At 64.1% G+C, this 22,179-nt stretch carries 17 protein-coding genes; 4 read left to right on the top strand and 13 right to left on the bottom strand.

The genetic code is table 11. From position 1 onward, the window contains the following. The 6 genes from AB4Y77_RS10335 to AB4Y77_RS10310 all read right to left on the bottom strand — a co-directional run bounded on the left by AB4Y77_RS10335 (nucleotide 1) and on the right by AB4Y77_RS10310 (nucleotide 6,723). Nucleotides 1–1,290, bottom strand: a complete 1,290-nt coding sequence (locus tag AB4Y77_RS10335; protein WP_442013848.1) for an ABC transporter substrate-binding protein — start codon at nucleotides 1,288–1,290, stop codon at nucleotides 1–3. 150 nt (nucleotides 1,291–1,440) lie between these two features. After that, complete coding sequence (locus tag AB4Y77_RS10330; protein WP_442013847.1) at nucleotides 1,441–2,730, bottom strand: MFS transporter; 1,290 nt, start codon at nucleotides 2,728–2,730, stop codon at nucleotides 1,441–1,443. A 105-nt stretch (nucleotides 2,731–2,835) separates the two neighbouring features. Continuing rightward, nucleotides 2,836–3,477, bottom strand: coding sequence for a Poxvirus protein I5 (locus AB4Y77_RS10325; RefSeq protein WP_442013967.1), 642 nt, complete (start codon nucleotides 3,475–3,477; stop codon nucleotides 2,836–2,838). A gap of 34 nt (nucleotides 3,478–3,511) precedes the next feature. Further along, nucleotides 3,512–4,438, bottom strand: coding sequence for a carbohydrate ABC transporter permease (locus AB4Y77_RS10320; RefSeq protein WP_442013846.1), 927 nt, complete (start codon nucleotides 4,436–4,438; stop codon nucleotides 3,512–3,514). Next, nucleotides 4,435–5,385, bottom strand: coding sequence for a carbohydrate ABC transporter permease (locus tag AB4Y77_RS10315; protein ID WP_442013845.1), 951 nt, complete (start codon nucleotides 5,383–5,385; stop codon nucleotides 4,435–4,437). Before AB4Y77_RS10315 ends, AB4Y77_RS10320 begins: the two co-directional genes overlap by 4 nt. Nucleotides 5,386–5,436: 51 nt before the next feature. Further along, nucleotides 5,437–6,723 (bottom strand): ABC transporter substrate-binding protein, encoded by a 1,287-nt coding sequence (locus AB4Y77_RS10310; protein WP_442013844.1) that lies wholly within the window; start codon nucleotides 6,721–6,723, stop codon nucleotides 5,437–5,439. 219 nt (nucleotides 6,724–6,942) lie between these two features. Here AB4Y77_RS10310 and AB4Y77_RS10305 point away from each other — a divergent pair, with 219 nt between their 5' ends. Beyond that, nucleotides 6,943–8,973 (top strand): beta-galactosidase, encoded by a 2,031-nt coding sequence (locus AB4Y77_RS10305; protein WP_442013843.1) that lies wholly within the window; start codon nucleotides 6,943–6,945, stop codon nucleotides 8,971–8,973. Nucleotides 8,974–9,131: 158 nt separating this feature from the next. Here AB4Y77_RS10305 and AB4Y77_RS10300 read toward each other — a convergent pair whose 3' ends face one another. From AB4Y77_RS10300 to AB4Y77_RS10290, 3 genes are all read right to left on the bottom strand, one after another. Beyond that, nucleotides 9,132–10,520 carry an ABC transporter substrate-binding protein gene (locus AB4Y77_RS10300; RefSeq protein ID WP_442013842.1) on the bottom strand — a complete coding sequence of 463 codons (1,389 nt, stop codon included), beginning with the start codon at nucleotides 10,518–10,520 and terminating at the stop codon, nucleotides 9,132–9,134. 250 nt (nucleotides 10,521–10,770) lie between these two features. Then, entirely contained in the window at nucleotides 10,771–11,706 is a 936-nt protein-coding gene (locus AB4Y77_RS10295) for a carbohydrate ABC transporter permease (protein ID WP_442013841.1), read from the bottom strand. Next, entirely contained in the window at nucleotides 11,699–12,643 is a 945-nt protein-coding gene (locus tag AB4Y77_RS10290; protein ID WP_311214028.1) for a carbohydrate ABC transporter permease, read from the bottom strand. The genes AB4Y77_RS10295 and AB4Y77_RS10290 overlap by 8 nt, the downstream gene beginning before the upstream one ends. A gap of 386 nt (nucleotides 12,644–13,029) precedes the next feature. Here AB4Y77_RS10290 and AB4Y77_RS10285 point away from each other — a divergent pair, with 386 nt between their 5' ends. Genes AB4Y77_RS10285 through AB4Y77_RS10275 form a run of 3 tightly spaced genes read left to right on the top strand, consistent with a single transcriptional unit; the run spans nucleotide 13,030 to nucleotide 17,524 of the window. Continuing rightward, nucleotides 13,030–14,268, top strand: a complete 1,239-nt coding sequence (locus AB4Y77_RS10285; protein WP_442013840.1) for a dienelactone hydrolase family protein — start codon at nucleotides 13,030–13,032, stop codon at nucleotides 14,266–14,268. Further along, nucleotides 14,265–16,358: a DUF6807 family protein gene (locus AB4Y77_RS10280; protein WP_442013839.1), complete on the top strand. Its 2,094-nt coding sequence runs from the start codon at nucleotides 14,265–14,267 to the stop codon at nucleotides 16,356–16,358. The genes AB4Y77_RS10285 and AB4Y77_RS10280 overlap by 4 nt, the downstream gene beginning before the upstream one ends. Continuing rightward, nucleotides 16,355–17,524 carry a M24 family metallopeptidase gene (locus tag AB4Y77_RS10275; RefSeq protein ID WP_442013838.1) on the top strand — a complete coding sequence of 390 codons (1,170 nt, stop codon included), beginning with the start codon at nucleotides 16,355–16,357 and terminating at the stop codon, nucleotides 17,522–17,524. Before AB4Y77_RS10280 ends, AB4Y77_RS10275 begins: the two co-directional genes overlap by 4 nt. Nucleotides 17,525–17,674: 150 nt before the next feature. Here AB4Y77_RS10275 and AB4Y77_RS10270 read toward each other — a convergent pair whose 3' ends face one another. Genes AB4Y77_RS10270 through AB4Y77_RS10255 form a run of 4 tightly spaced genes read right to left on the bottom strand, consistent with a single transcriptional unit; the run spans nucleotide 17,675 to nucleotide 22,176 of the window. Further along, a complete protein-coding gene (locus tag AB4Y77_RS10270) occupies nucleotides 17,675–19,126 on the bottom strand; it encodes an aldehyde dehydrogenase (NADP(+)) (RefSeq protein ID WP_442013837.1) in 1,452 nt (483 codons plus the stop codon). After that, complete coding sequence (locus AB4Y77_RS10265; RefSeq protein ID WP_442013836.1) at nucleotides 19,107–20,252, bottom strand: mandelate racemase/muconate lactonizing enzyme family protein; 1,146 nt, start codon at nucleotides 20,250–20,252, stop codon at nucleotides 19,107–19,109. Before AB4Y77_RS10265 ends, AB4Y77_RS10270 begins: the two co-directional genes overlap by 20 nt. Next, nucleotides 20,252–21,157 (bottom strand): 5-dehydro-4-deoxyglucarate dehydratase, encoded by a 906-nt coding sequence (locus AB4Y77_RS10260; protein WP_311214034.1) that lies wholly within the window; start codon nucleotides 21,155–21,157, stop codon nucleotides 20,252–20,254. The genes AB4Y77_RS10265 and AB4Y77_RS10260 overlap by 1 nt, the downstream gene beginning before the upstream one ends. Then, a complete protein-coding gene (locus tag AB4Y77_RS10255) occupies nucleotides 21,154–22,176 on the bottom strand; it encodes an NAD-dependent epimerase/dehydratase family protein (RefSeq protein ID WP_442013835.1) in 1,023 nt (340 codons plus the stop codon). Before AB4Y77_RS10255 ends, AB4Y77_RS10260 begins: the two co-directional genes overlap by 4 nt. Nucleotides 22,177–22,179 lie beyond the last annotated feature (3 nt).

Below are 22,179 nucleotides of genomic sequence, written 5' to 3'. Positions count from 1 at the left end.
CTAACCCAGCGCGCTCTTGGCTTCGTCCATGGCCTTCTTGGCAGCGTCCCCGGGTGACATCCGGTTGAAGTGCACCTCCAGGCCGTATCGGCCAAAAGCCTCGACGGCGGAACTGGAACCTGCCGGGGGTACCGGCACTGCGTCTCCCAACTCGGAGGAGATCTCGTCAATGAACTTTGCCGTGGCTGCGTCCTCCGGTGTCAGCTTGGGAAGGACTGCGGCGCGGACCTCCGAGTTGCCCGGGATTCCGCGGTCTGCGAGGGCAATCTCGCCGGCCTCCACATTGTTGGCCAGGAAGTCGATGAACTTCTGCACCTCCGCCGGGTGCTTGGTGCGGGAACTCGCCGACCAGAACTGTGAAGACTTGTAGAACTGCTTGGCACTGGCGGCGCTGCCGTCAGTGCTCGGCGGACGGTGGATCTCCAAGGGCTGGCCGGACGCTTTGGTCAGGGCACTCAGCTGGTTGGACCAGTACCACGCGAGCCCGAACCTGTTGGTAGCCAGGCCCTGTTGGTCTACAGAAGCGGTGGCGTCCTCTGTCATCACCGAGGCGGGCGGCACGGCCTTGGAATCGCGGAGTTCGGCCTGGTATTCGTACCAGCCCGTGAGGTCGCCCTCGTCAAAGCCGAACTTGCCGTCCGAGGTAAACAGCGACTTGCCGTGCTGGCGGAACCAGAGATTCATGGGAGCGTCGCCGCTGACGGCTCCTGAGCCATAGACGCCGCTCTTGCTGCCTTCGGTGATGGCGGCCGCCGTCTTGTTGTATTCGTCCCAGGTCCAGGTCTTGTCATCGGGCAACGTGACACCGCTGGCCGACAGGAGCGATGGGTTGGCCAGAACTACCTGCGCGTTCACACCGGCAGTGACGGCATACTGCTTACCTTCAACCTTGCCTGCATCTGCAACGGCAGAATCGAACTTGCCAAGGTCTACGTCCTTAAGTTCCAGGAGGGCACCGCGCTCGGCGTACTCGCCCAGGTAAGCGGCATCCATTTGAATGATGTCAGGAGCGTCCTGCGAGGCAACCTGCGTAGCGAGTTTGTCCCAATAGCCGGACCAGTCGCCGTATTCGCCCTTGACCTTAATGGTGGGATTCTCGGCTTCGAAGGCGTCAATAAGTTTTTGGGTCATCTTGTGGCGGACATCCGAGCCCCACCAGCTGAAGCGCAGGGTGACTGTGCCGTCGGAGGCGGCCTGCGGCGAGCTGCCGCAGCCTGTCATGGTGATGGCTACAACGGCCGCGGCGGCTGCAGCTTTGAGCGCGAACTTCTTTGTTGCACGGATCGACATCTGGGGTCCTTGTCTGGGCAGGGTGAGTCTTGCAGATGCACGTCGGAGAAAACGCTTTCTCAGCCTAGGTGTGCTCTACGTCACCCGTCAAGGAAACTTTGTTTGTTTCCTCCCAAACTTTCACAAAACCGCTCATCGAGATGTACGGGCTCAGCGCCGGCGTCTTGAGAAGCTCCACAGCAGGAAACCAATCACAGCAGCCGAGGCCATACCCAGCGCACCGGTGACCACCAACCCAGTACGGACGCCAAAATCCTCCGTCAGCCATCCCGCCAACAATCCACCCAGCGCGTGCCCACCCAGAAGCAACGGGAAATAGAGGGCCAGGACCCTGCCGCGAACGCTGGCGCCGGCCTCCAACTGGACGGCGGTGGCAGCACTTGTGAGGAACAGCAGCGTCATGAAGCCCACCACAATGAGCATCACCACAAACCATTCCTGCGTAGGCATCACGGCGGCCAGCAATTGCGTCAGGCCAAAAAGCCCGGCACTGGCAACAATCCCCTTGCGGCCAAAGCGCTTGATCCGCGTGGCCACCAAAGCACCCGCCAAGGCCCCCAAGGCGCTGACTGTGTTGAAGAGGCCGAATCCAGCTGGACCGCTGTGCCACACCTGATCCGCGAAGGCCGCCAGGACCACGGGTCCGTTCATGCCGAAAGCGCCCAGCAAGCCTGCCAGCAGCATGGTCAGGAGCAACGGCGGGCGCGCCCGGACAAAGCGGAAACCTGCCAGGATCCGCCCGCGCCGCGGCTCCTGCCCACTGACCTCGGGTGAGTGGTGGAGCTCGCCTGGTCTGATGGACATGATCATCACCAGGACGGCCATTCCCAAGCCGGCATTGGCAGCGAACGCCGCGGCCGGACCTGCCTGGGCAATAACCACGCCGGCAAGCGCGGGTCCAACCATGGCACCCAGTTGGCTAACGGCGCTGTTCAGGCCGATGGCTGCGGGGAGTCCGGTATCGCCCACCACCTCGTTGACGAACACCTGCCGCGCTGGTCCATCGATGGCACTGGTGACGCCCAAGGCGATGCAGGAGGCGTAGACCACCCAGACGTCGGTGCCGCCGGTTGCGTTCCACACCGCAAGTCCGGCAGCCAGCAAGACCGCAACAGACTGGCCGACAAGGAGGATGCGTCGTTTGGGGAAAAGATCCACCAGCACACCACTGATGGGGCCCACCACCAGCATGGGCAGGAACTGCAACGCCACGGCGAGGCCCACAGCGGCCGGGCTCCCCGTGAGCTGGAGAACCAGCCAGTCCTGCGCCAGCCGTTGCATCCACACCCCGCCGCTCCCCACCAGCGAGAGTGCCACGAAGATCCGGTAATTGTGGTGCCGCAGCGGGTAGTGCCAGGTTTCCGTGGAGCGTGTCCGTGCGGCGGATGCTTCGGTTGAGGTGGTGGATTTGGGGCGCGGAGGGAACTGGCGCGGCGACACGGGGTGGACTGCTCGATTCAGCGGGTTGGGTGCGGATTCTTATGGAGTTTTTGTACACATAACGCCCTTAAGGAGGCTCCTAAAGGGCATTAGCTGTACAAAAACTCAGCGATTGGAGCGGATCTTAATGGCTGCGGCGGCCAGGACCAGGGTCCCGGGCACGATCACGAACAACGCCTGCAACATCCAGACGAAGACGACCGTCATGAAGAGGGCGGCGAGCAACAGCAGGGAACCGCTCCAGTCACGCACCGAGTCATCCTTGGCGCTTGAGTAGGCAGTTGCCCAGCGTTGCTGGCCCGGCACCTCAACAGGCTGCTGGCCGGCGTCGCCGTCACAGTTCACGCCACCGCTCCAGTTGGCAGCGGTGCGGAGCAGGAGGATCGCCCCGGCCGCAGCCAGAATCAACGTGGCCGGCAGGATGACTGCACGGCCGGGCAGTTGACCCACCAGGGCGAGCAACAGGTTCAGGACAATCACGACGGCGGCTACCGCCGTCGTGATGCCAAACTTCCAACTGCCGGGAAGCGCACGACGGAAATTGCCCCACAAGCTCCGCAGGGAATCGTCCCTGCCGCTGAGGTGCCTTTCCAGTTGCGCGACGCCGGCCGCATAGGCAGCCGGCGCCGTCACCAGGGGGACGGACAAGAGGAGCACGATGACCCCGGCCAGGATGGTCTCGGCAAAGAGGGCAAAGCGGTTGACCGGAATTCCGGGCTTCCCCGAGGACTTGCCAGTGGCGTTCATAGTGCTCATTCTTCAGTATTCTCTTCCGTGTCCGTCAGCCTTTGAGGCCTTGTGTGGAGACGCCTTCGACGATGTAGCGCTGGAAGACGAGGAAGAAGACCAGGACCGGGAGGAGGGCCAGGACGGACATGGCGATCATGGCGCCGTAGTCCGAGGACTGGGTTTGGTCCACGAAGAGCCGCAGCGCGAGTGGGAGCGGGTATTTTTCGGGGGTGTTGAGGTAGAGCAGCGGGCCGAGGAAGTCGTTCCAGCTCCAGATGAAGGAGAAGATCGAGGTGGAGATCAGGGCCGGTTTCATGAGCGGGAGCATGATGGACCCGAAGATCCGGACGTGTCCTGCACCGTCGATGCGGGCGGCTTCGTCCAGTTCGGCCGGGAGGCCTCGCATGAATTGGACCATGAGGAAGACGAAGAACGCGTCCGCGGCGAGGAACTTGCCGATCAGCAAGGGCACGTAGGTGTCCACCAGGCCGAGCTGCTGGAACACGATGTACTGCGGGATGATGACCACGTGGAAGGGCAGGAGCAGGGTGGCGATCATCATGCCGAAGAACAGTCCACGGCCGGGGAAGTTGATCCGGGCGAACGCGTAGGCCGAGATGGACGCTGAGAGGACCGTTCCGACGACGGCGCCGACAGCCAGGATCAACGAGTTGGTGAAGAACGTCAGGGTGGAGACCCCGCCGATGCCTTCCATGGCCGTGATGAAGTTGTTGACGCTGAAGTTGGCCGACCACAACGCGTTGTTGGCGCCGCCGATCTCGGAGTTCGGCTTGAAGGACGCGGAGATCATCCACAGGGCGGGGTAGAGGACCATGGCCACCAGCGCCAACGCGACGATGTGGAAGATGGTGCTCTTGATCCGTTTGACCGTGGTGGACTCGGACTTCGGGTTGTAAACCGGCGCCGGGCTGGCGGGCGTGGTGGGTTGGTTTTGGGTGGGGGTTGCCATGGTTGTCATTTCGAATCACCGCTGTAGTGGACCCAGGACTTGGAGGTCTTGAAGAAGATCAGCGTGATGATGCCGACCACGATCACCAGGAGCCAGGCCATGGCCGAGGCGTAGCCCATCCGGAAGTCGCTGAAACCGCGCAGGTACAGGTAGAGGGTGTAGAAGAGGGTTGATCCGGCAGGGCCGCCTTCACCGTTGGAGATGATGTAGGCCGAGGCGAAGATCTGGAAGGCGTGGATGGTTTCCATCAGCAGGTTGAAGAAGATCACCGGGGAAAGCATGGGCCAGGTGATATTCAGGAACTTGCGGACCGGTCCGGCGCCGTCCATCGATGCCGCTTCGTACAGGTCCGCGGGGATCTGCTTAAGGCCGGCCAGGAAAATCACCATGGGGGCGCCGAACTGCCAGACGGTCAGCAGGATCATCATGCCCATGGTCATGTTGGGGTTGCCCACCCAGCCACCGAGGTTGATCCCGAAGAAGGACAAGCCCTGGTCCACCGGGCCGGAGTCCCCGAACATGGCCTTCCAGACGATCGCGATGGATACCGAAGCACCGATCAGCGAGGGGGCGTAGAACGCGGACCGGTAGAAACCCTGGCCCTTGCGTTTGCTGTTGAGCAGCATCGCGATCGCCAACGCCGCCGCGAGCTTGAGCGGGGTTCCGAAGACCACGTACTGCATGGTCACGCCCACCGACTGCAGGAACCGTTCGTCCTGGAAGAGGGTGACGTAGTTATCGACACCGATCCATTTGGGGGCATCGAAGAGGTTGTAGTTGGTGAAGGACAGGTACAGCGAGGAAATCATCGGGCCCACGGTCAGGGCGATGAATCCCAGCAGCCACGGCAACAGGAAGGTGTAACCGGCGCGGGTGTCCGCCCCACGCCGCCGCGATTTACGCGGCGGCGTGGGAGCGGAGGCGGCACGCCTGCTCAGGGTTGGGCTTTGCGTCACGAGAATAATCCGTCAGTTAGGAAGGCCGGGATCAGACACAGAAGGTCTGGATCAGGCGTTCTGCTTGATAAGGTCTTCGGCTTCCTTGAACCACGCATCAGCTGCGCCGTCCACGGTCAACTTGCCGTAGTTCAGGTCCTGCGTGACCCGCTTGAACGTGGACTCCAGGGTGCCGAAACCAACAATGGGCGGCTCCGGGGCATCCTTGAGGTACTTCTCGATGGACTTCTCGTAGTCCACCACGAGCTTGTCGGTGCCTTCGAACGTGGTGCCGTCGCGCTGGGTCTTCGACGCCGGAACACCGCGGGAAGTCTTGAAGATCTGACCCACCTCGGGATCGTTGACCATGAAGTCGATGAACCGGGCAGCAGCGTCCTTGTTCTTGGTCTTCGCGCTGGCCACCATCAGCATGGAGGGCTTGAGGAACAGGCCCAGGTTATCCGGATCATCCGAGGGAACGGGGACGAGCTTGAGTTCCTTGGCGCCGGAGTCGGCGAGGTAACCGGCCATGAAGTTATCCCAGGTCACTTCCGTGGCCGTGACGTTGGAACCGAACGGGGACTTGGGCAGCAGCTGGGTAGCCTTGTCCTCGCCCACAATCACGCCGGTGCCACGCAGGTCCGCGGTGAGGTTCCACCACTTCTTCAGGTCATCCTTGGAGAAACCAAGCTTTCCTTCATCGGTGAAGGCCTGGATGTTGTTCTGCCGCAACCAGATGTTGAAGTTCCACCAAATACCCGTGTAGTCGGTGCCGCCGAACAAGGTGCCGTTGCCCTTCGCGCCAACCTCGGCCAGGAAGGTGTTGAACTCCTTGTAGTTCCAGGAACCATCCGGCTCCGCGATACCCAGCGAAGCGAGCTTGGCGGGGTCGTAATACACCGCGAAAGCATTGGTGCTGGTCGGGATGCCGTAGGTCTTGCCTCGGATCTGGCCCGAGGGAAGGAGGGACTTATCGAACGCATCCGTGTTGATCTTTACCGTGCCCAGATCAAGGAGCTGGTTCCGCTGGCCGTAATCACGCAGGTAGGACAAATCCCACTGCATCACGTCCGGCAAGCCGCCGCCGGCAGCCTCGGTAGCGCGCTTCTGCCAGTACCCCGCGAAGTCCGAGAAATTGCCGTTGACCTTCACGTCAGGGTTCTTGGACTCAAACAACGCAATGGCCTTACGGGTGCGCTCGGCACGGTCGTCATTGCCCCACCACGTGTACGTGATGGTGACGGGGTTCTCCGCCGAACCAGTCTGGGCCGGTGACGAAGACTGGCCACACGCGGCCAGGAACGCGGCAGATGCAGTGCCCAGAGCCACCGTACCCAGGAATTTCCTTCTATCGATCATGAGAGCCTCCTTGCTCAGTTGGTGCAAGCTGGTCGAGTTCTCTACAACGTGGCAGTGATCTCGCTTACACTCGTTCTGAATCGATACAATATCCCTAATTATCAATCTGGGCAAGCGTTTTCCAAAGAACCTGCTTCGCAGTGATTTCATCGGTACGCTGCTTGCATACGCTCCGGCCACAGCAGAGACTGAAACCGCCACCATGACGAAGGAGTCACCTTGACCTCCCCCGAAAACACCAGCAGCACACCTGTCTGGAACAGCATCGACGGACTCGCCTACGGTGGCGACTACAACCCTGAGCAGTGGCCCGAAGACATCCGGATGGAAGACATCGAGCTGATGAAGGAAGCCGGCGTGAACTTCCTGAGCGTCGCCATCTTCTCCTGGGGACTTCTGGAACCCACCGAAGGCAACTACGACTTCGGCTGGCTGGACGATGTCCTGGACAACCTCCATGGAGCCGGAATCAAAGTGGCCCTCGCTACCGCCACCGCTTCTCCCCCGGCCTGGCTTGCCCGCGCATACCCCGAGATCCTGCCCGTCACCGCGGAAGGAGTGCGGCTGGAACGTGGCTCGCGACGCCACTACACGCCGTCGTCGGCTGTCTATCGCAAGTACGCCACCGCCATGACGCGGGTTATCGCCGAACGCTACAAGGACCACCCCGCCCTGGCGCTGTGGCACGTGGACAACGAACTTGGCTGCCACGTTGGCGAGTTCCACGGAGACGAAGACGCCGCCGCTTTCCGGGCTTGGCTGGAGCGGCGCTACGGCTCCATCGAGGCCCTGAACGAGGCCTGGGGAACAGCGTTCTGGTCCCAGCACTACGCCTCATTTGCGGACATCATCCCGCCGGGCGCGGCTCCCACCACCCTCAACCCGGGCCAGCAACTGGACTTTGCCCGCTTCAACTCGTGGGTGTTCATGGACTACTACCGCGAACTGCTGGCCGTGATCCGCGAGGTCACCCCGGCCATCCCGGCTACCACCAACTTCATGGTCTCCAGCGCCACCAAGACCCTGGACTACTTTGACTGGTCCAAGGACATGGACGTGATTGCCAACGACCACTATCTGGTGGCCGTGGACCCGGAACGCGAAATCGAGCTCGCGTTCAGCGCAGACCTCACCCGTGGCGTAGCAGGCGGCCAGCCGTGGATCCTGATGGAACACTCCACGTCGGCAGTCAACTGGCAGCCGCACAACCAGCCCAAGATGCCCGGCGAAATGCTCCGCAACTCACTCGCCCACGTGGCGCGCGGTGCCGATGCCGTGATGTTCTTCCAGTGGCGGCAGAGCAAGGCAGGCTCGGAGAAATTCCACTCAGCCATGGTTCCCCACGGTGGCCGCGACACCCAGGTGTGGCGCAATGTGGTGGACCTCGGCGAGGCACTGGCCCGGCTGGAACCCGTCAAGGGATCACGGGTGGAGTCCCGGGTGGCTATCGTGTTCGACTACGAGGCCTGGTGGGCGTCGGAGCTGGACTCGCACCCCAACAATTCGCTGAAATACCTCGATACGATGCGGGCGTTCCACCGCTCCCTGTACCTCCGCGGAAACACCGCGGACTTCGTCCATCCCTCCGCGGACCTCGCAGGCTACGACCTCATTCTGGTCTGCACCTTGTACTCCGTGACGGACCAGGCAGCTGCTTCGATTTCCGCCGCTGCGGAACATGGCGCCACGGTCCTGATCAGCTACTTCAGCGGCATCGTCGATGAGCGCGACCATGTCCGCTTGGGCGGTTACCCCGGCGCTTTCCGTGACTTGCTGGGCATCCGCAGCGAGGAATTCCACCCACTGTTCCCCGGCACCTCGGTCGCGTTGAGCGATGGAACTTCCGGCTCCGTGTGGAGCGAGCACGTGCATGTTGCCGGGTCCGCCGGCGCTTCGGCCGAGGTCCTGGCGACCTTCACGGACTACCCTCTCGACGGCGTCCCGGCACTGACGCGTCGATCCGTCGGAAACGGTTCAGCCTGGTACCTCGCCACGCTCCCGGATGCCGCCGGCATCGATGCCCTGACCGCTCGACTGGTGGACGACGCCGGGGTGACGGCCGTGGCCGAGGCGACTGCCGGCGTCGAACTTTCCCGCCGGCGCACCGACGACGGCCGCAGCTTCCTGTTCGCCATCAACCACAGCAGGGAAGACCTCACGGTCAAGGCCGACGGCGCCGAACTGCTCAGCGGCCTGCGCTTCACCGGCGTCGTCCCCGCCGGAGCCGTGGCTGTCATCGCGGAAGATTAACCCAAGTAAGTAGCAGATCATGCCGTTCTCACGCGTCAGAACGACATGATCTGCTACCCAGTTGGGCCGGCACACGAAGGCTGACGCGCACGAAAAAACCGCGCCCCGGCCGGATCACGAATGATCCGTCCGGGGCGCGGTTGTTTTCTGAGGAAAAGCTAGCTGATGGCGGACTTCATTTCGTCCACAGCCTTCTTGCCGGCCTCTTCAGTGGAGAGCCTGTTGAACAGGACCTCCGAGGTGTACCGCTTGACGATTTCCTGGATGGAACCAGCACCCTTCGGCGGTGCTGCAGGTGCCTCGCCAAGTTCGCCCTTGATGCCGTCAATGAAGCTGACAACCTTGACGTCGGCCTTGGCCAGCTTGGGAGCGATGGCCTCCCGGACCTCGGAGTTCGGGTACACGCCGCGGTCTGCCAGCAGAGCCTCGCCGGCCTTGACGTTGTTGGTCAGGAAGTCGATGAACTTGGCAGTCTCTTCCGGGTGCTTGGTACGCGATGACGCGGACCAGAACTGGGAAGCCTTGTACCAGAGCTTGGCGTCTTCAGCCTTGCCCGTCTTGGACGGGAAGCGCAGGATCTGGAGTTCGCCGCCGGCAGCCTTCTCGAGTGCCGGAAGCTGGTTGGACCACCAGAAAGCCAGGCCGTTCTTGCCGGTAGCCAGACCACTCTGGTCCAGCGGAGCGGCTTCGGCTTCAACAACCTCCGATGCCGACGGAACAGCCTTCTTCTCGCTGAGTTCCTTCAGGAAGCCCCACCATTCGGCGATGTCCGAAGGCTCAAAGCCCAGCTTGCCGTCCTCCGTGTAGAGGGACTTGCCGTTCTGGCGAAGCCATACTCCGAGGGATGCTTCATCCGTGCCGTAGGCGGCGGCGCCGTAGGTGCCCTTGGGCGACTTGGCGGTGACCTCGGCGGCAACGCGCTCGAAGTCTTCCCAGGTCCAGGTCTTGTCATCCGGAATGGCGACGCCTGCTGCCTGGAAGACCGCCGGGTTGGCCAGGATGGTTGCGGCATTGATGCCTGCAGCGATGCCGGTCAGGCCTTTCTCGCCCTTGCCGGCTTCCAGCGCGGCTTCGTCGAGCTTGGAGGTGTCGATCTGGTACTTGGAGAGGTCCAACAGGGCGCCGCGGGTGGAGTACTCGGTGATGTACTTCTCGTCCATCTGGATGATGTCAGGAGCGTCGTTGGCTGCCACCTGGGTGGCCAGCTTGTCCCAGTAGCCGCTCCAGTCGCCGTACTCGGGCTTGATCTTGATGTTGGGGTTCTCGGCTTCAAACGCAGCGATGGCCGCCTGGGTTACCTGGGCCCGCTTGTCGCCGCCCCACCAAGCGAAGCGCAGCTCCACCTTGCCGTCGGCGCTCTTGGCGTCCGATCCTCCGCCGCCGCCGCAAGCGGTGAGGGCGAGCACGGCTGCCGCCGTGGCAGCGACCAACGCCGAGGCGCGGAGTTTGCGCTTGTTACGCCGGGCTTTGGGAGCCTGGGCTGCGGGAGCCGAAGCTGTTGACCCTGCTACGGGGGCGACTGCCTCACCTTTGGGATGTACCGGCACTGTTGTCTCCGATCTTCATTGATCCTGATGCGATTGGGAAAGCGTTTTCTTGCTGATGATTATGATACAAGTCACAATCTTGTATTACAAGATGCAAACTTGTCTTAGTTGTTCAAAGGCTCGACGCCGGTAACCGGCGTCGTCGGCGCGCATGTCGACGGCGGTACGCACCGCCGTCGACACCTGGCACCGGGCGTCACTCGCCAAAAGGGGGCGGCAACCGCCGCCCCCTTCCGGCGATGCTCCCGGCCTATTTGATGCCGGTGGTGGCGATGCCCTTGATGAGGAACCGCTGGCCGAACAGGAAGACGAAGAACACGGGGAGCAGGGACACGATGGACATCGCGAAGAGCGATCCCCAACTGGTGGCCGACTGTGAGTCAACGAATGCCCGCAGTGCCACAGGGACGGTAAACATGTCCGGGTCCGTCAGGTAAATGAGGGCTCCGAAGAAGTCGTTCCAGGTCCAGATGAACGTAAAAATGGTGGTGGTGGCCAGGGCCGGGACCATCAGGGGCAGGATCACGCGCAGGAAGATCCTCGGGTGGCCGGCACCGTCGATGCGTGCTGCTTCATCGAGGTCCTTCGGAATACCGCGGATGAACTGGACCATGAGGAACACGAAGAACGCGTCAGTGGCCAGGAGCTTGGGTACGATCAGCGGCCAGAAGGTGTTCACCCAACCGATCTGGGAGAACAGGATGTACTGGGGCACAATCACCACGTGGAACGGGAGCATGATGGTCAGCAGCATGATGCCGAAGAAGATCTTCTTGCCGCTGAACTGCAGCCGGGCGAAAGCGTAGGCCGCCATGGAGCAGGAGATCAGGTTACCCAGGATGGAGCCCAGGACCACGATCGCCGAGTTGATCATGTAATGCCCGAACGGGTGGGTCAGCGCGGACCAGCCATCGGTGTAGTTGCTCATTTCCAGGTTCTCCAGCCAGAGGCCGGGTTCGCGGAAGATGAGATCGTTGGGCCGCAGGGAGGAAACCACCATCCACAGCAGCGGGTAGATCATCACACCGCCCACGATGATCAGGATGGCGTGCTTGATCAAACCTTTGATGCGGGCACTGCGGCTGAAAGCGAGGCTGCCACGGGACTCGCGGCGGCGCGGGCTCTTTCCGGACTTGCCAGCCTTGGCGTCGGAGGAAGCTGCGGGGAGGGTCTGGAGTTTAGTCATCGTAGAACACCCAATACTTTGAAGCGATGAAGTTGATGGCAGTGAAGACACCGATGATGACCAGCAGGAACCAGGCCATCGCTGAGGCGTAACCCATATCGAACTGGCCGAAGCCCTTTTGGTACAGGTACAGGGTGAAGAACATGGTGGAGTCGGACGGGCCGCCGTTGCCGCCGGAGACGATGAACGCCTGGGTGAACGACTGGAACGAACCGATGATCTGCAGCACCAGGTTGAAGAAGATGATGGGGCTCAGCATCGGAAGGGTGATCCGCCAGAACTTCTGCAATGTGGTGGCGCCATCAACTTCGGCTGCCTCGTAATACATCACAGGGATCTGGCGCAGGCCGGCCAGGAAGATGATCATGGGGCTGCCGAAGGTCCAGACGTGCAGCAGGATGATGGAGCCAAGGGCGGTGTTGGGGTCTGAGATCCAGCCGGGGCCTTCGATGCCCACCATCGCCAGGACCTGGTTGACCAGGCCGGTGGTGCCGAAGATCTGCTTCCACAGGATCGCAACGGCAACGGAGCCGCCCAGCAGGGACGGCAAGTAGAAGATGGAACGGTAGAACGGAAGTCCGCGGAGACCTTTGTCCAGGACCAGCGCGATGATCAGTGCCACCGCCAACTGGAGCGGAACACCCACCAGCACGTACGTGAAGGTCACACCCAGCGAGTTGTGAAGACGGGCATCGCCGAACATGCGGACGAAGTTATCCAGGCCTACCCACTCAGGCGGCTGCAGAAGGTTGTAGTCCGTGAAGGACAAGTACAACGACATCAACATGGGGCCAACAGTGATGGCCACCAAACCCACCAGCCACGGCGAAAGGAAGATGTACGCGGCCTTGTTGTCGCGGCCGTTCGCCTTCTTTTCCTCCTTGGTCATGGGGCCCTTGCGGCGGGTCATTGTCGAGAGTTCGCCAATAGCGCTCATCGTTTCCCCCTCGCCGGCCCGCGAACGCCTTGCGGCGTCCCCGTGTGTAATACAGCGGCCATGTGGTCTCCTTTGGTCATCGTGGCCATCCACGCACTTCGAGTCTGGTTGGTGCTTGCCTTCCGGGGCGCCGATGTTCCGGCGCTTCCCCTGAGGAGCCGGGATTCAGGTCCCGGGCTTCAGCGGCTCCGTACCAAAGTAAACGTTTTCTTGACCCATGTACAGCCTTTTGCTAATTTTTGAGAAAGCGTTTTCTGATGAAGCCGCCCCATCCGATTTCCCCACGCTGAAGACGCCCGGCGTGCGCCCCCGCACACCCTCGACGCATCGAAAAGTCAGGACACCATTGTTCCCCACCGACTGCGACTGCCGTGAGCGCTGCTGACATGGCAGATACACCCACCCGTCCAAGCGCATTGGCGCGCTACGAAGACTGGCCGGACTACGCCCTCCGCCATCGCTTCACCGCGGCTTCTCCGGCCGCGCAGCAACTGGCCGACACACTTGGCGTACCTTCCGTAACACCGGACCTTGAGTACACGGTGCACTCCGAAACAGCGCACGACGACGTCACCACCTCCCACTTGTCCTGGCAGTTGGGCTTTGGGCCGAGGACATCGGCCTGGTTCGTTCGGCCCACCGGGGAAACCGGCCCGCTGCCGGGCATCCTCGCCCTGCACTGCCATGGTGGAGTCAAGGCCTACGGCGCGGAGCGGCTCGTGTCCCTTCCGGGCAACTCACTTCCGGCCGACAAAGAAGATCACGACGGCGGCGCCTCCAACGCGGGCGGCTCCGGCCAGGCGCTGCTCCCCTTTGGCCCCATCCCGGCCGAAGTGCGAAAGAAGCTATATGACGGCCGCGCACTCGCCACATGGATGGCACAGCAGGGCTTCGCAGTGCTGGCCCACGACACCTTCATGTGGGGAAGCCGTGGCTTTGGCCTGGACACCCTGCCCTGGCGGACCGCCGCCGCCGTCAACGGCCAGCGGGCACTCTGGCGGGAGTCCGGCGTCGAACCCTCCGCAGCGGAACAATACAACGCTGCCGCAGCAGCCCACGAGGAAACCGTGGCCAAAGCCGCGACGCTGCTCGGCAGCAGCGTCGCCGGAACCGCGGCGCACGACGACCTTGCCGCGCTGGGCATCCTCGCGACACTCCCGGGGGTGGATTCCGAACGGCTCGGCTGCCTCGGGTTCTCCGGCGGAGGCGGGCGAGCCATGGTACTCGCTGCCTTGAGTCCCCTGATCCGCAGCTACGTGGTGACGTGCATGATGACCACCTTTGGCTCGCTGCTGCCGGCGTACCTGGATGCCCACTCGTGGTTGCTCCACTCCCCCGGTCTCTCGAAGCTGGGAGACTGGCCGGACCTGGCCGTGCGCTCCAACGCCACGGTCCTGGTCCAATACGGCATGGCTGACCAGCTTTTCCCGGAACAGGGAATGCGCGATGCCCACCAGCACCTGATGGAGCACCTGCCCGCCCGGTACACCGGCAGCCTTTGGCCCGAACCCCACGTCTTCACCCAGGCCATGCAGGACGAGGCCGCGGTCTTCCTTGCCGCAGCCCTGAAACCCACCCAATCCGGCAATTCCCCCGCACCTGACCTCACTAGGACAGCCTCATGACCCAGCCCTTAACAGCCTCCGCTGCGGAGGTTCACTCCCGGCTCCCCCGTGTCGCACTGGTGGGTGTCCACGGCTTCGGCGAACGGCACCTCGCCAACCTGGATCGGCTGGCCTCGACCGGCACGCTGGATCTGGTGGCCGTCGCCGATCCGCGTCCTCCCGCCGACGGAAAACTTGGCCCCGGCGTTGAGGTCTTCCCTTCCCTGGATGAGCTGTTGGCGGCAGGAGTCGAGCCGGATGTCGTGATCATTTCCACGCCGATCCAAACGCACGCTCCCCTGGCCCTGGCGGCGCTCAAGGCCGGCGCCAACGTGTACCTTGAAAAGCCCCCGGTGGCCTCCATGGAGCAATACCAACAGGTCATGGCAGCAGCCGCGAGCGCCGGCCGCCTGGTGCAGGTGGGCTTCCAAAGCCTGGGCTCCGAGGCCCTCCCCGCCATTGAAGCGCTGGTGGCCGCCGGTGAGATTGGAGAGGTCCGCGGGCTCAGCGCAACAGGTTTGTGGCTGAGGACCCAGTCTTACTTCAAGCGTTCCCGATGGGCCGGCAGGCGCAGCCTGAACGGGACCGACGTGGTGGACGGTGTGGTCACCAATGCCTTGGCACACGCTGTGGCTACGGGGCTGCGGCTTGCCGGGGCACGAACGGTCTCCGACGTTGCCTCCGTGGAGACGGACCTCTACCGGGCCAATGACACCGAGAGCGACGACACCTCAGTAGTGAGGGTCCGAACCACCAAAGGCACTGGGTTGGCGGGAGGACCTGTGCTGACGTGCGCCTTGACGTTGTGCGCACCGGTGCAATCGGCACCTGCAGTCACCGTCTACGGCACGGTGGGGCAGCTGACGCTCTTCTATACCGAGGACCGCGTGGAGATCACCACGCCCCAGGGGGTCAGGACCAAGACCTTCGGACGGACCGACCTGCTGGAGAACCTGCTGTCCGCCGGCAGCGAGGAGGATCTCCTCAGCCCCCTCAGTGGCGTCGGCGCGTATGTGTCGGTGCTCGAGGCGATCCGCACTGCGGAGGCTCCCCGGCTGATCCACCCGGACTTTGTCACGTGGGAAGGCGAGGGCGACGACGCCCACCCCGTGGTGCACGGCATCGAATCGTTGATCCGCCGGGCAGCGCTGGGGCAAGCCACGTTCGCTGAGCTCGGAGCACCCTGGACGGGCGCCGCGGCCGGCTCCGGGGCCGCCCCCTCAAGCCTGCCGGAATTCCGCGTCGATGGCACGCAGGTCGCCACGCTCCAGGACGGAACCCGTATCCGCCCCACGTCGTCACCGCGCCCCTACCTGCACCCAGTGCGAACACTTGCGGGGACCGTGGTGACGGATCATGTCCCGGAAGACCACGTGTGGCATCTGGGCGCGGGCGTCGCCATCCAGGACGTGGACGGCATCAACTTCTGGGGCGGGCGCACCTACACCCGGGATGCCGGCGCCTACGTCTGGCGGAAGGACCACGGCCGCATCGTCACGGAGTCCGTTGACCACTCCGAGGGGCAGCGGCGTGAACAGTTGAGCTGGCTCGGTCCCGACGGATCACCAGTACTCCGCGAACAGCGCGAATGGCGCTGGGCCGCCGTCGGGCCTTCAGCGTGGAAACTGACGCTGGACTTCACGCTGGAGTCCGCCACCGGACGCCCGGTGCTGCTGGGCAGCCCGGGTTCCAACGGGCGGCAGCAGGGTGGTTACGGAGGCTTCTTCTGGCGGCTGCCGAAAGTCAGCGACGCCACCATCTGGACCCCGGATTCACGCGGCGAGGATGCTGTTCACGGCACCGCGGCGCCGTGGTTGGCGTGGTCGGGAACGTTCGACGCCGGAACAGCCGGCGCCGCGCACGTCACCGGCGACCCCGGGCTGGGGCACCCGGCAACGCTGGTGTTCCTTGCCTCACCGCAAGCGCCGGACCCGTGGTTCGTGCGGCACTCGGGCTATCCCGGCGTCGGCCTTTCCCTGGCCTGGGACCGCCCGGTATCGGCCGAACCCGGCCACCCTGTCCACAGGACCGTCACCGTGCTCGTCACGGATGGCTTCCTGGCAACACAAGACATTGAACAACTCATCTCAACTTTGGGGGAACCGGCATGACCACGCCTACTCAATCCACGCCGTTCACCGGCCAAGCGCCAACGCAGGCACCAACGACGGTGAGCGCAGCGGCGCCAGCCCGCACGGTCCCCGGCAACACCGTACCCGGCAACACCTCAGACCGCGCAGTGAAGCGCCGCCGCGTGTTGGACATCCTCGACGCTGCCGGCCGGGATTCGCTCCTTCTGACGTCCAACACAGCGCTCACCTGGTACCTGGACGGGAGCCGGGTCCACATCAGCCTGGCCGGCGACCCCATCGCAGCCCTTCTGGTGGACCGCGACGGCGACCACCTGGTGACGTTCAACAACGAGGCCGGGCGCATCGCTGCCGAGGAATTGCCCAGTGGCGTCAGCCTTCACACTGTGCCGTGGCATGGCCAACTGCATGCGGTCGCGGCCGGGCTGGCCGTTGATGGTGACCCCTTGGTGGAAGCAGCCGTCACCGCGGAACTGCGCGCGGCCCGCCAGGAACTGCTCCCGGCCGAGGCTGCCCGTTATGCCGAACTGTCCGCTGATGCCGCCACGGCCATGACCGATGTCCTCACCGCGGCAACCCCGGAGACCACGGAGTTCCAGCTCGTTTCGGACCTGGCCGCGCGGATTGTGGCGGTGGGAGCCGAACCGCTGGTCCTGCTCTGCAACGGCGCTTCCCGCAGCGACTTCCGTCATCCCCTGGCCACGCACTCGCCCATCGGACGGCGTGCCATGGCCGTGGTGTGCGCCCGCCGGAATGGCTTGGTTGCCAACGTGACCCGGTGGGTGGCGTTCGACGCCGGCACTCCCGAGGAGCTCGACGCCGAGGCCCGGATTGCTGCCGTGGAGGCCGACATCTTCCGTGCCACTGTCCCCGGAGCCCGGCTCAATGAGATCTTCGCCGAGATCAAGCTGGCTTATGCACGGCATGGTTTCGGCGAGGATCAGTGGACGCTGCACCACCAGGGCGGGCCGGCAGGTTACGCAGGCCGCGATCCCCGGGTCACGGCAGATGTGACGGACGCGGTGGTGCTCAACCAGCCCTTCACGTGGAACCCGTCCGGCCCTGGTGTGAAGATCGAGGACACTGTCCTGCTCACGGATTCCCGCGTGCGCGTCCTGACCACCGACGACCGGTGGCCGACCACCGACGTGGACGGCCGCCGTCGTCCGCTGACGCTGCGCCCGTAGCACCTGCACCCAACGCAAAAGGGGCGGGGTCACCGTGATGGTGACCCCGCCCCTTTATCGTGTGCGCCTACCCAAGTAAGTCGCAATTAAGGGCGTTTTGAGGGCTCAAAACGCGCTTAATTGCGACTCAGTTGGGTGCGGGCGGCTGGGTTAGCTGAGCGTCAGCACGCCGTCCACGCGGCGCGGGATGCCCAGCGGGTTGGCGTCGTGCAAGGCCGGGTGCAGGACCGTCTCCGGAGCATCCTGGTAGGCCACCGGACGCTGGAAGCGGCGTACGGCGGTAGCTCCCACGGAGGTGAACAGCGATGTGGTGGCCGGGTACGGACCGCCGTGCTGCTGGGCCCAGTTCACGGCAACACCCGTGGGCCAGCCATCGAACAGGACCCTGCCAGCCAAACCGCTGAGCTGCTCCACAAGTGCGGATACGTCTTCACCCGGTTCCGCGTGAACGGTGCCCGTGAGGCTGCCCGGAACCTTTGCAAGGGCTGCGGACAGTTCCTCCTGGTTGGCGTACTCGATAAGCAGCGTGGTGGGGCCGAAGCACTCCTCCAACAGCTCTTCCGGGCGCTCCAGCACGTTGGCTGCACTGGTGGAGAACACCACGGGTGCGGCGCCGTCGGCCAGGCTGTTCTGCTTCACAGTGCCACTGACGACGGCGACCCCTGGCTGGTCTGCGACGTTACGGAGCCCGTCCGGGTAGGCCTCGGCGATGCGCTCGGTGAGCATGGCAGCGGTGGGCTTGTCCTTGCTGGCCTCGGCCAGGTGTGAGGCAAAGTCCGTGCCGGCCGGGATGAAGACCAGGCCCGGCTTGGTGCAGAACTGGCCGGCGCCCATCGTGAACGAGCCCGCCAAGCCCGCGGCGAGCTGCTGGCCACGTTCGGCCAAGGCATCCGCAGTGATAACCACGGGGTTCAGGCTGCCGAGCTCACCATAGAACGGAATCGGCTCCGGACGGGAGGCCGCGAGATCAAACAGGGCTCGCCCACCGGGAATGGAGCCGGTGAAGCCAACGGCCTTGATGGCTGGATCCTGGACCAGGGCTGTGCCTGCCTCGCGGCCGCTGACCAGGGCGAAGATCCCTTCCGGCGCTCCGGCCTTGGCCAGAGCTTCGCTGACAACCTCGGCGGTCCGCTCAGAGAGCCGGATGTGGCCGGAGTGCGCCTTGACGATCACCGGGCAACCCACGGCCAGCGCGGAGGCGGTGTCGCCGCCGGCCACGGAGAAAGCGAATGGGAAGTTCGACGCCGAGAACACCGCCACAGGGCCGATGGGTCGCAGGATGCGGCGCAGGTCGGGCTTCGGCGGGGTGGACGTCGGATCGGCGTGGTCAATGACGGCCTCAAGGTAGGAGCCCTCGGTGATCACGTTGGCGAACAGCCTCAGCTGACCGCTGGTCCTGGCCACCTCGCCGGTGAGCCGGACGGTCCCCAGGCTCGTCTCGGAATCGGCGATGGCCACCAGTTCGGTCACGTTGGCGTCCAGGGCATCGGCGACAGCGGTCAGCCAGGCCGCGCGCTCGGCATCGGTTGCTGCTGCGGTCACCTTTGCGGCTTCGGTGGCTGCGGCGGTGATGGCTGTCAGGTCAAGAGTTGCTGTACTCAATGCGGTTTCCTTTACTCTCAGGGGCGGCGGTCTCAGGGGCGGGCTGTTTCACGGTGAACTCAAAGCCCAGCCCGGGCCGGCCTGTGCTGCTTAGGGTGCTCTGGCCGTTGCTGTTGGTGATCCGTACCGGCGAAGGCCCGGCCAATAGTCCGAGTTGCTCGAAGGACGCGTCTTCCACGTCCTCCACGCTCACGGCTTCGGCAAGGGTGAGCGCCAGCTGCCCGGAGAGCTCCGGAAGCAGGTGCGGCGCCACCCTGATGCTGTTGGCCCGGGCCAGCTCAACGATCCTGCGGAACGGCGTAATGCCGCCCACCCGGACGATGTTGGGCTGGATGATGTCCACGGCTTCGGCTTCGATGAAATCGCGGAAACGGTAGATGGTGTGCACGTTTTCCCCCAAGGCAATGGGTACCGGAGAGTGCTTGCGCAAACGCCGGTAGGCCCAGAGGTCGTCGGCCCGGATCGGTTCTTCCAGCCATTCCAGTCCGTACTCCCCCAAAACGTCCAAGGCACGGAAGGTATGGGCCAGGTCCCAACGCTGGTTGGCGTCGATCATGAGCAACCGGTCCGGACCGATGACCTGCCGGACCGCGGCGACGCGTTCGGCATCTTCCCGGAGTTCGGGCTTGCCCACCTTGATCTTCACGGCATTATGCCCGGCAGCAACCCATCGCTGCGCCTGCTCCACGAGCTGCTCCAAGGTGTAATGCAGGTTCACGCCAGAGCCGTAAACCTCCACCGATTCCCGGCGCTGGCCCAACAGCCCCGTGACCGAGGTGCCGGCCTGCCGTGCTTTCAGGTCCCACAGGGCCAGGTCCACGCCGGCCATCGCGATGGTGGTGAGGCCTCCCCCGCCGGCCTCATGCAGCCGCTTCCAGAGCTGGTCCCACACGATCTCCGGGTTGGCTTCGAGGCCAAGGATGAACGGTGCAATGTCGTAATCCAGAAGGGCTTTGACCGCCTGGGGACCAACGGTGGGTGTCCACGAGAATCCGTGGCCCGTGCCGCCGTCGTCCGTGGTCAGTTCGGTGACGATCACATGGTTCTCGGGCGCCTCGGCACCCCAGCTGCGCAGCAGCGGGACCGTGATCAGCCGGGTGGTGAGGCCCGTGATGCGGGCCGGCATCAGCTGCCGGCCAGCTCGTGGCCCTTGGCCAGGATGGACTTGAGCTCCAGCAGTTGTTCTTCGCTGGGGTCCACCAGCGGAGGACGGACCGGGCCAACGGGCAGCCCGGCAAGCCGCAGGCCTGCCTTGATGAGGGAAACGCCAAAGCCCGGGGTCTGGTCGCGGAGCCGAACCAGCGGAGCGTAGAAACCTTCGAGCAACGCGTGACGGCGCTCTTCATCACCGGAGACGTAGGCGTCGTAGTAAGCCTTGGCGATTTCCGGTGCCATGGCGAACGCTGCCGAGGAGTAGAGCGGGATGCCAAGGCCACGGTAGGCACCCTGGGTCAGCTCTGCGGTCAACAGGCCGTTGAACAGGGCGAAGTCAGTGCGGCCGCTGGCATTGATCGCGGAGACGATTTCCTGGGCCAGGCCGACGTCGCCGATTCCGTCCTTGAAGCCCACAACCTTCGGGTTGGCGGTGAGGCGCGTGATCGCCTCGGCGGTGAACTTGGCCGTGCCGCGGTGGTACACGATCACCGGCAGGCTGCTCGCGGCGGCGATGGCCTCGACGTAGGCCACAACACCGTCCGTGGGACCGGTAACGAGGTAGGGCGGGAGCACCAGGAGGGCATCCGCGCCGGCTTCCTCGGCCACCTTGGCTGCCGCGATGGCGTGACCCAGTGGTCCACCGGCACCGGAGACCACGGGAACAGCTCCAGCAACAGCCTCGACGGCGGCGGTCACCACGGTGCGGATCTCATCGATGGAGAGCGCATGGAATTCACCGGTGCCGCAGGCGGGGAAGACCCCGCCCGGGCCGAACGGCAGGCGGGAGGTGATGTGCTCCTTCAGCAACGCCACATCCACGGTGCCGTCTTCAGCGAAGGGAGTGACGGGGAAGAACAGTACGCCGTCGAAATTCATGGGGTCTCCTTGGTTGCTCCCGCCGGGACCAGGCCGGCGTGGTTCTCGTCATTGAGTGCTGCGGGTTTGAGTGCTGCTTGGTGGTTCTCTTGGCCGGATGCGGTATCCGCGCCTTCGTACGGCGGGGTGAGTTCAGTGCGCCACGAACGTTTGGGTTCCCAGCCAAGGAGCTCGCGGGCTTTGTCGATGGAGAACGCCGGGCTGGTGCCGGTCAGCTGTTCGGTGAGGGGCCCGCTGCCCGGCAGGAAGCGCGGGAACAATTCCGCCAAGGGCGCTGTAGCCAAGGCATCCTTGGCGCCCACAAAGAAGACCTGGCCGTTGGGGATGCTGTCCATCTTCTCCAACAGCACGTCCAGGAAGTCGGCCACATCCCGTGCGTCCACGTAGTTGAACAAGGCCGGTGCGGACAGTGCGGGATCGTCCAGGCGCTGCCGGATGGTGTGCCCCTGTTGCGTCAGGGCGCCTTCCCATTCTTCCGGGGACAGGACGTAGCACGGGCGGAAAGCCGCATACCGGATCTTGTCGCCCTGTGCTGCGGCGAACATCTGCACGGTTTGCTCGGCGATCAGCTTGGACAGCGCGTAGGCGTTCCACGGCTTGGGCGGCGTCTGCTCGTTCAGGGGGAACGACGGCGGCAGCCACCCGGCCGGTGAGCCATAGCCCAGGGCGGTGGGGCTGGACGCCGTCACGATCTTCGGGACGCCCGCGTCGGTGGCCGCACTGACCACCGCGTAGGCGAGCCGGGTGTTCGTGCTGAAAATGACGTCCTCGGGTGCGCTGAAAGGTACGGCAATAGCAGCGAGGTGGATGACGGCGTCGGGCGCTGTTTCGCGGATGAGCCGCTCCGCTTCCCCCGGTGCCAAAAGATCAGCGGTGTACTGCTCGGCTCCGGCGGGCAGCTGCTCCGCGGGAATGGCGTCCCGGTCCACCGAGATCACCTTGTGGCCGGCGTCTGCCAGTCCAGCCACAACGCTGCGTCCGAGGCGACCGGAACCTCCGGTGACGAAAATCCTGCTCATGGT

The organism is Paenarthrobacter sp. YAF11_1, from assembly GCF_052113445.1.
GTDB lineage: Bacteria > Actinomycetota > Actinomycetes > Actinomycetales > Micrococcaceae > Arthrobacter.
The sequence above is the reverse complement of the archived record's forward strand: the minus strand, read 5'-3'. Positions and strand labels throughout refer to the sequence as shown.

Excerpts from the sequence above, each read along its gene's own strand:
- AB4Y77_RS10335 (WP_442013848.1), bottom strand. The coding sequence starts at position 1,290 with ATGTCGATCCGTGCAACAAAGAAGTTCGCGCTCAAAGCTGCAGCCGCC.
- AB4Y77_RS10325 (WP_442013967.1), bottom strand. The coding sequence starts at position 3,477 with ATGAACGCCACTGGCAAGTCCTCGGGGAAGCCCGGAATTCCGGTCAAC.
- AB4Y77_RS10320 (WP_442013846.1), bottom strand. The coding sequence starts at position 4,438 with ATGACAACCATGGCAACCCCCACCCAAAACCAACCCACCACGCCCGCC.
- AB4Y77_RS10310 (WP_442013844.1), bottom strand. The coding sequence starts at position 6,723 with ATGATCGATAGAAGGAAATTCCTGGGTACGGTGGCTCTGGGCACTGCA.
- AB4Y77_RS10295 (WP_442013841.1), bottom strand. The coding sequence starts at position 11,706 with ATGACTAAACTCCAGACCCTCCCCGCAGCTTCCTCCGACGCCAAGGCT.
- AB4Y77_RS10290 (WP_311214028.1), bottom strand. The coding sequence starts at position 12,643 with ATGAGCGCTATTGGCGAACTCTCGACAATGACCCGCCGCAAGGGCCCC.
- AB4Y77_RS10285 (WP_442013840.1), top strand. The coding sequence starts at position 13,030 with ATGGCAGATACACCCACCCGTCCAAGCGCATTGGCGCGCTACGAAGAC.
- AB4Y77_RS10280 (WP_442013839.1), top strand. The coding sequence starts at position 14,265 with ATGACCCAGCCCTTAACAGCCTCCGCTGCGGAGGTTCACTCCCGGCTC.
- AB4Y77_RS10275 (WP_442013838.1), top strand. The coding sequence starts at position 16,355 with ATGACCACGCCTACTCAATCCACGCCGTTCACCGGCCAAGCGCCAACG.
- AB4Y77_RS10265 (WP_442013836.1), bottom strand. The coding sequence starts at position 20,252 with ATGCCGGCCCGCATCACGGGCCTCACCACCCGGCTGATCACGGTCCCG.
- AB4Y77_RS10260 (WP_311214034.1), bottom strand. The coding sequence starts at position 21,157 with ATGAATTTCGACGGCGTACTGTTCTTCCCCGTCACTCCCTTCGCTGAA.
- AB4Y77_RS10255 (WP_442013835.1), bottom strand. The coding sequence starts at position 22,176 with ATGAGCAGGATTTTCGTCACCGGAGGTTCCGGTCGCCTCGGACGCAGC.